The following is a 7523-nucleotide window of genomic DNA, read 5'->3' as shown; positions in this document are numbered from 1 at the left end:
GAGATCCGTCCCACCTGGGTCGCAACGTACGGCGCCGAGGTCCAGATGGCGGGTGCCGGCGAGCAACTTCAGCCCTGGGTAGGTGAGCTCGTCGGCCACCAGCGTCGACCCAGGTGTGGTCGTCGCCGCGAGGACGACGTCGAGCCCGTGTTGCGCACCAGCAGTCAGCAACACGTTGCGCGGCGGGACGTCGATCCCTCGATCGAGCAGGTGGGTGGCCACAGCCGCCTTATCGGCGGTACGACCACCCGGCGGCTGCTGGGTCAGGAGCGACCCAAGGTCGCCCTCGCCAGCCAGTTCCCGCAATCCATGTCTCAACTGCTCGGCCTGCTCCACCGCGAGGGGCTGGTTGAAGGACAGGTCAGCGACGTGGGCCTCGATCGGAAGTCGGCGCGGTTCCAGGCCCGCGAACCCACTGAGTTCCCGCACGTAGGTGCCCCTGCCCGGTTCGCCGACGACCAGACCCGCTGCCGCCAGTTCCCGGTACGCCTTCGTGGCTGTGGCAAGAGCGACCCCCCGCTCTTGGGCCAGCTCGCGATGCGTCGGTAGACGAGTGCCGGCGGGTAGAGCGCCTGCCCGGATGGAGGCGGCAATCTCATCGGCCACGACTCTGTACCGCTCCGCCGGCACAACCAGCCCCTATCTCTATGACAATTCGTTGATTGCATCAGTGTACGGGCCCTAGGTTCGGCCGTGCCGGGCATCAGCCTCCCCGGCTCGATACGGACAGGAGAGACCATGACCGAGACCGTCGCCAACCAGCTGCCCGTTTTGGAGTTCCTCCAACGACGCCTGCAGGGAACCTCGCAGCCCGAGGATCGCACCCACATGAGATACCCGACGGCGATCTCGGAGTTGCTCGATTTCGAGATCGCAGCGATCGGGACTGGCACCGCATCTGTGGTTGTCGATGCCGATGCGACCTGCCATGGCAATCAGCAGGGGACCGTGCACGGAGGTTTCCTGGTCGAGCTGGCCGATGCAGCGATCGGAACGGCCCACTCCACGCTCATGGAACCGGACGAATCGTTCACGAGCATTGACCTGCGCACCGTGTTTCTGCGCCCCGTCTGGCACGACACTCTGGTCGCCCATGCCGCCCCAGCACACTTAGGTAAGACGATCACGCATTACCAATGCGACATCGTCCGCGTCAGCGACGGCGAGCCCGTCGCGACGGCAACCAGCACCGTCATGACCCTCCGCGGCGACCGGGCGACCGGGCGCTGACCTACTGCTCACCGACAGGAGCTGATGGTGGTGGCTGGCGGATCCACGGCCGCGACAGCAACCAAGCCAAGGACGCTGAACGAGCGAAGTCGACCGGTGCGAAACGCGGCTACGTCTACCTGCATTCCGTCGTCGACGGATTCTCCCGACTCGCCTACACCGAGCCGCTGGCCGACGAGAAGGGCGCAACCGCCGCCGCGTTCCTCGCCCGTGCAAAGGTCTGGTTCGCCGCCCACGGCATCAGCCACATCCACCGCATCGTCACAGACAACGGAGCCTGCTACCGATCCGGAGACTTCGCTCGGATAGTTGGCCAACACACTCGCCACCAGAAGACGAAGCCCTATACCCCTCGACACAACGGCAAGGTCGAGCGGTGGGCGACAGACCATCATCCGGCTCTCCAGCAACCATGCCTGGACCGACCTCATCATCACCGCATTCACACGGCTACGAGCTCTCGCCGAACCCGGCTGACCAGGCCAATCACGCCATTACCCCGACACCCGCGCAGCACCCCCGGACCATGGAACCGGCGCCCCCACCGAGACGACACTCGGCCACCCTGTCACACCCACCTGCCACAATTCACCGCGAAACCTCGACCAAGAGGCAGAACGATCACCAGCAAGCAGCCCATGAAAGATCTGGGTTAGTCGGCGTTGCTGCTGAACTAGCTGCGTCACGCCACTATCCTTCCCAGCCCGTGCCGGACCCTCATGAAACGTTAGCGTTCTCTATCGACGCTTGGTTCTTGCACGCTGTCTCTTCTTCTCGTATTTTCGCTGCATTTTTAACAATTTCGAGTACGGAGCTTGCTCGTCAGCAAGGACTTCATGCATGAAGTCAGTCTTCGGCTCCACACTCCACAACCGATGTGAACTGTCGAAAACTTCATAGCTCCTCACTAAGACGCGTGCATTTCTAAGCACTGCTGCACAATCCCAGGAGGGGAAATGAGGTGGATCGACCGATTCGCCTCTCAGGATATTTAGCTCACCTGGAGGAACGATTAAGTCGTTCCAATATCCAGCGCTGACCTGCATCACTTCAAAGCCGTCCAGCGCTGCAGTACCGCCAGTTCTCACAACAAATATGACGTTATACTCTATACTCTTGACATATAATGGGAGACTGCCCATGTTCCTTATATGGATCCGCGGGCTGATCATATTCTTTCCATCATGATCGAGCACATTGGCTTCACCCCAGATTCCAAGGTTTTCAATCTGGCTCCGGCGCCTGTATCCTCGATCGAGATAGATAACGTATGCGGCCGCCATGAATGAGCCGGCGGAAAACTAAGCCGGAACGCTTCCCCAATCAAGCCCTAAATAGCCCATAGGCGAGCATCCTTCCGATAGCGGCACTGATCTAAACCTACCTTACGACGCACTCGGCCTGTCCGTTGCGTCCGCTTTCGTTCGACCGCAATCCCTTACGAGACCGTTGCCGCGCTTGCTGCGCCGGTCATGGGCCAACATTCGCCTGATTGCTGGGGCGTCGATATGACTATGCCGCCCTTCGCCATGTGACCGGCTCTCCCGGCGCACCGTCATGACCCTGCTTGTAGCCTTCCACGCAGAGCCGGCGCGACCGAGGCGATACCGCCATCGCCACCCGCGTCATTTCGCCGCACGTGACGCATGTTTGTCAACGGCAGATCGTGAGCCGATTCAGGTTCGTCAGTCGTCAGGCTGAGCCAAGGCGGTTTTGCGCCTGCCGCAATCCGGTGGTGGTCATCTCATTGGCGAATTTGGCTTGCGTGGCCGAGCCTGTCTCGTGCGGGATTGTTTCGTCTCTGGCCAGGTTGATGTCTGGGTGGAGCTGTCCGGCGCGTTGTCACTGTCGGATGTCCTCTGGGCGCGAGACGGCATTACCTTCCTCCAGCCCGAGATCCAGCTTCTGCTCTAACCGGGTAAGCCGCGCGGCTTGCCCGGTTAGGCAACGCATTTGCGAGCCAAGGACAATCTGGATTTCGATCGCTGCCTGAACAAGATGGAAGGGCCCAACCGCACGTGGCTCGCGGCCTCGCTACCCATCGCCCACCCCGACCATCCGTGGCTCAACCGATTGAACTAGCGGATGAAGAATACGCGAGTTCAGCAACCTGCAGTCACACATTAAGCCGGAACTCGACCACGTTTCGTCGGTTAGGGAACGCCTGTCGAGCAGCTGGTCGGTGGCCTGCGTTTCCGAGCTGTCCCGGCCTGCCCCCTCACCCCCTGCGGCGTGCCTCCTCCTGGTAGCGCTCCTCGTCCGGGTTGGAGTCGGGGTTGCCCGTCCCGGTAGTGATGAAGTTGCGCAGACTGCCGCCGGCGTACTGCCCCCACGCGCTCGAGCAGGCGTCGTAGCACTCCACCGAGGGGACGAGGCCGTCGTGGGTGAAGCGGAGTTCGGTACCGCTGTCGGTCGGGGAGATCTCGAAGCGGATCTCGGTATCGGTCCACTCGTCCTTGTCTGCTACGAAGTGGATGGTAGCGTCGACGACCCGCCACACTACGCGCCGGCCGGGAACCAGCTCGGTGACCCGGATCTTGGAGTAGTGGACACCGGGGACCTCGAAGACGAACTCCTCGCCGGACCGGTCGGTGACGCCTTCGATGCCGGTCGACCACCAACCGCGGGGGTTGGTGACTGCTTCGAACACCTCTTCGGGTGTGTTCTCGACCGTAAAGCTTGTGCTGTAGCTGGCTGCGTTCATGATTCTCTCCTTTGTTGGTCGGCCCCTGGTGGACCGTCACCCCACCGACGAAGGAGATCGGCGCAGCTGGACATCGGCCCGAAGAAATTTTCGACGGTTCGGGCCGGAGTCAGAGCTCGCGGAGGCGGGCGGACAGGTAGAGGCGCTCCGCCTCGGTCGGCACCAGCACCAGTGCCTCCTGGTACGCCGCCCTGGCCTCCTCGACGCGACCGTCCCGTCGGAGCAGGTCGGCTCGGGTCGCCGGGAGCAGGTGGTACCCGTCCAGCCGGCCGGAGGACGCGAGCTCGTCGACCAGCGCCAGTCCGGCCGCGATGCCGTCGGCCATGGCGACTGCAACGGCGCGGTTGAGGTCGACGACGGGTGAGGGAGCCAGCCGGGCCAGCTCGGCATAGAGCACCGCGATGTCGACCCAGTCCGTGCTCTCCATGTTCGGCGCGGTGGCATGGCAGGCGGCGATCGCGGCCTGCACCTGGTAGGGACCGGGCCGTCGCATCGCCAGCGCGCCCTCCAGTACTTCGACCCCTTCGTCGATCAGCTCGCGGTCCCACCGGGAGCGGTCCTGCTCCTCGAGCGGGACCAGTACGCCGTCCTGGGTCCGGCCGCCGCGCCGCGCCTCGTGGAGCAGCATCAGGGCGAGCAGACCGCGCGGCTCGGCGTCGTACGGCATCAGTCGGACCAGGAACCGGGCGAGCCGGGTCGCCTCGGCGGCGAGTGCGCGGCGGTCGTCGTCCTCGTCGTACCCCTCGTTGAAGATCAGGTACAGGACCGCGAGGACGCCGTTGAGCCGTTCCGGCAGCAGCTCCGCGGGCGGCACCCGGTACGGGATGCCCGCCTCCTTGATCTTGCGCTTGGCACGGACCAGCCGCTTCGCCATGGTGGGTTCGACCGTCAGGAATGCCTGGGCGATCTCGGCGGTGCTCAGGCCGGTAAGCGTGCGCAGCGTGAGTGCTACCCGGGCCGGGAACGGCAACGCAGGGTGGCAGCAGGTGAAGATCAGCCGGAGCCGCTCGTCCGGGATCTCCTCCAACGGTGGCTCCTCCGGGTCGCGGGCCAACACTGCCAGCTGGCGTAACTTGGCGGCCCCGGTCGCCTCGCGGCGCAGCCGATCGGTCGCCCGGTTGCGAGCGGCCGTGGTCAGCCACGCGCCCGGCCGGCGCGGGACGCCGTCGCGCGGCCAGGCGGTCAACGCGGCGGCGAACGCCTCCTGCGCGCAGTCCTCCGCCAGATCCCAGTCCCCAGTGATCCCGATCAGGGTCGCGACCACTTGGCCCCACTCGTCCCGGTACGCCGCGTCGACCGCGACGCGGACCGGGTCCTGGTCTGGCATCACTCCCAGACGGGACGGATCTCGACCCCACCCCAGCGCGCATAGGGGTGGCTCTCGGCAATCGCGATCGCGTCGTCCAGGTGCGCGCACTCGATGATAATGACGCCACCGACGACGTCCTTGGTCTCCGCGAACGGTCCGTCCGAGACCAGCGTCTCGCCGGCCCGCACCTTCACGGTCGTGGAATCCGCCACTGGCCGTAGGCGCGCCTTGCCGAGCACCTCCGACCGACGGCCCAGTTCCTCGAGAAAGGCATCGTGCTCCGGATCGGCAGCGAGAACTTCGTTGCTCGGTGACCGACTCTCGTCGTCACAGATCAGCAGCGCGTACTTCATGCCTGTGATTCTCCACGATCATTGGCATCAGCCGCCACTGCTGCAACTAGACATTGAATCTGAACTCGGCCACGTCACCATCTGCCATGACGTAGTCCTGGCCCTCCATGCGTACTAGGCCTTAGGCCTTAGCCTCGGCCATCGACCCCGCGGCCACCAGGTCGTCAAACGACACAATCTCGGCTTTGATGAACCCGCGCTGGAAATCGGTGTGAATGACGCCCGCGGCTTCCGGCGCAGTAGCCCCTTTCGGGATCTCCCATGCTCGCGACTCTTTGGGCCCGGCCCTCAGGTAAGTCTGCAGCCTAAGAGTGTCGAAGCCGACCCGTGCCAGCATGTCCAGGTCAGGCTCGTCCTGACCGATCGATTGCAGTAGCTCCAGCGCGTCCTCGTCGTCCATTTCGGCTAGCTCTGCCTCGATCTTCGCGTCCAGAAGGATCGCCTCGGCAGGCGCGACCAACGCGCGCATTTCGTCCTTGAGTGCCTCGTTGCCCAGCTCCTCGTGGTCCATGTTGAAGACGTACAGAAACGGCTTAGCGGTCAGCAGATGCAAGTCGCGGAGCAGTGTGCGGTCGGGGCTGGCGGCGAAGACGGTCTGGCCCCCGTCGAGAACTTCTTTGGCCTTGACGACGGCCTCGACGACCTCCAGCTTGGTTTGTCCTTGCTGGTCCGTGCCTCCTTCTCCAGCCTCGGCAGCGCCTTTGTCTATCGTTTGCAGGTCGGCGAGGATCAGCTCGGTGTTGATGGTCTCGATGTCGTCTTTCGGGTCGATCCGGCCGCTAGCTCCACGCCCGAATGCGTGACTGCTGTGAGCAAGCGCACGTCCAGTACTCTGGGCGCGAGGCTCAAGCCGACTACCACGCTGGCAAGGATTGCCGCCACGACGACCGATGTCCGCCCGTGGAGACCATTGATCCAATCAATCACGCCAGCAACCGGTCGTCATCTATCCCACGCATCAGAACTAAGTCAACGGAACGAACCTGGCGATCCGGCGAGGCCATACGACATGATGGACGACCCCATCGTGTCGCTGGGCCTTTCTGAACCGTCGATGAGGACCTCGGCTGGGACATTGAGGTCGAGGTCGCCTGGCGCACCGCGTGCGCACCTTCCCGACGGATGCTCACGCTCGATGGGCAGCACGCTAGCCTTGCCGATCTCAACGTGGGTGACCTTGCCCAGGTTGGGCACGCAAGATGTGATAGCGGGCGGTCGCGGCGTCGATGCCGAACTTGTCGCCGATCCTCCCGTAGGACCATCCCTGTTCGCGGAGGGCGCGCGCTTGGTCTTTCTGCGCCGGCGAGAGGCCGCGCTGGCGCATTGGAACACCTCGGCGCCGTAGATGAGCGCTTGCCGTGCGGCGCTCGATCCCAAACTTCACCGCGAGTTCGCGCACGGTCAGCCCCTCCCGATACGCCTCAATCAAGCCGTCGGTCTCGGCGGCGTCGAGTCGCCCCTGGATCTGCCGCGACCTGGCTACGGCCATCAGGCCGCCCGGTTTTGCTGGTCCGGTCGAGTTGGTCGCCGGTCGCGAGCGCTCTGACCAGTGCTTTCACCGCACGGGGCAGGGTTGGAACTTCCTCCCGCAGGGTCCACCGAACTAGACGTTTCGCGAACTGCCTCCGCAATTTGGTTGGTTCGTTTTCATTGATCAGCGATACCTGGCACGCTGTCCTCGGTCATTGAGGGCAGCGCGCGACCGGCCGAGGGCAGGGTCCGAGAGCGTCCGTTGCGCGGCTGCCGTTCCTGCCTGTCATTCCTAACGGTCGCACGGTTGGCCACCTATCCGTCAGAAGCCGCTGGTCGACAGGCTCGGTGAGTGCTGGGTTTCCGAACAGTTTTATAGTACCCTGCACTTTGTGCAGAGGAGTGCAAAACTCTGGAGAAACTGTGGACCTACCGGCGGATGTCATCGGCGCGCTGG

The 7523-nt window shown here is 64.0% G+C and carries 7 protein-coding genes and 2 pseudogenes; 2 read left to right on the top strand and 7 right to left on the bottom strand.

Annotated features, from left to right (window positions below):
- The coding region (locus ELR45_RS43155) for an aminotransferase class I/II-fold pyridoxal phosphate-dependent enzyme (RefSeq protein WP_420814005.1) at window positions 1-630 on the bottom strand (630 nt) is incomplete at its 3' end.
- A gap of 198 nt (window positions 631-828) precedes the next feature.
- Between ELR45_RS43155 and ELR45_RS33765 the strand changes: the two genes are divergently transcribed.
- Window positions 829-1230 carry a PaaI family thioesterase gene (locus ELR45_RS33765; protein WP_129670209.1) on the top strand — a complete coding sequence of 134 codons (402 nt, stop codon included), beginning with the start codon at window positions 829-831 and terminating at the stop codon, window positions 1228-1230.
- A gap of 23 nt (window positions 1231-1253) precedes the next feature.
- Window positions 1254-1610, top strand: a pseudogene (locus ELR45_RS33760) (DDE-type integrase/transposase/recombinase); the annotation flags it as partial.
- Between the two features lie 357 nt (window positions 1611-1967).
- Here ELR45_RS33760 and ELR45_RS33755 read toward each other — a convergent pair.
- The 6 genes and pseudogenes from ELR45_RS33755 to ELR45_RS33730 all read right to left on the bottom strand — a co-directional run bounded on the left by ELR45_RS33755 (window position 1968) and on the right by ELR45_RS33730 (window position 7085).
- The gene (locus ELR45_RS33755) at window positions 1968-2513 is read right to left on the bottom strand and encodes a hypothetical protein (RefSeq protein ID WP_129670198.1); all 546 of its coding nucleotides are present in this window, start codon (window positions 2511-2513) and stop codon (window positions 1968-1970) included.
- A 935-nt stretch (window positions 2514-3448) separates the two neighbouring features.
- Complete coding sequence (locus ELR45_RS33750; RefSeq protein ID WP_129670197.1) at window positions 3449-3934, bottom strand: SRPBCC family protein; 486 nt, start codon at window positions 3932-3934, stop codon at window positions 3449-3451.
- A gap of 109 nt (window positions 3935-4043) precedes the next feature.
- Window positions 4044-5261, bottom strand: a complete 1218-nt coding sequence (locus ELR45_RS33745; protein WP_129670196.1) for an RNA polymerase sigma factor — start codon at window positions 5259-5261, stop codon at window positions 4044-4046.
- Window positions 5261-5596, bottom strand: a complete 336-nt coding sequence (locus tag ELR45_RS33740) for a YciI family protein (protein WP_129670195.1) — start codon at window positions 5594-5596, stop codon at window positions 5261-5263. Before ELR45_RS33740 ends, ELR45_RS33745 begins: the two co-directional genes overlap by 1 nt.
- A 46-nt stretch (window positions 5597-5642) precedes the next feature.
- Window positions 5643-6374 (bottom strand): annotated as a pseudogene (locus ELR45_RS42375) (DUF933 domain-containing protein); the annotation flags it as partial.
- Between the two features lie 384 nt (window positions 6375-6758).
- On the bottom strand, window positions 6759-7085 hold the full coding sequence (locus ELR45_RS33730) for a helix-turn-helix domain-containing protein (RefSeq protein WP_129670194.1): 327 nt from the start codon (window positions 7083-7085) through the stop codon (window positions 6759-6761).
- Window positions 7086-7523: the final 438 nt, after the last annotated feature.

It is taken from the genome of Phytoactinopolyspora endophytica (genome assembly GCF_004138495.1).
GTDB lineage: Bacteria > Actinomycetota > Actinomycetes > Jiangellales > Jiangellaceae > Phytoactinopolyspora > Phytoactinopolyspora endophytica.
This window is presented reverse-complemented; position numbering and strand designations above follow the sequence as displayed.

Coding starts and splice junctions, on each gene's coding strand:
- ELR45_RS33765 (WP_129670209.1), top strand. CDS start 829: ATGAGATACCCGACGGCGATCTCGGAGTTGCTCGATTTCGAGATCGCA.
- ELR45_RS33755 (WP_129670198.1), bottom strand. CDS start 2,513: ATGGCGGCCGCATACGTTATCTATCTCGATCGAGGATACAGGCGCCGG.
- ELR45_RS33750 (WP_129670197.1), bottom strand. CDS start 3,934: ATGAACGCAGCCAGCTACAGCACAAGCTTTACGGTCGAGAACACACCC.
- ELR45_RS33745 (WP_129670196.1), bottom strand. CDS start 5,261: ATGCCAGACCAGGACCCGGTCCGCGTCGCGGTCGACGCGGCGTACCGG.
- ELR45_RS33740 (WP_129670195.1), bottom strand. CDS start 5,596: ATGAAGTACGCGCTGCTGATCTGTGACGACGAGAGTCGGTCACCGAGC.
- ELR45_RS33730 (WP_129670194.1), bottom strand. CDS start 7,085: ATGGCCGTAGCCAGGTCGCGGCAGATCCAGGGGCGACTCGACGCCGCC.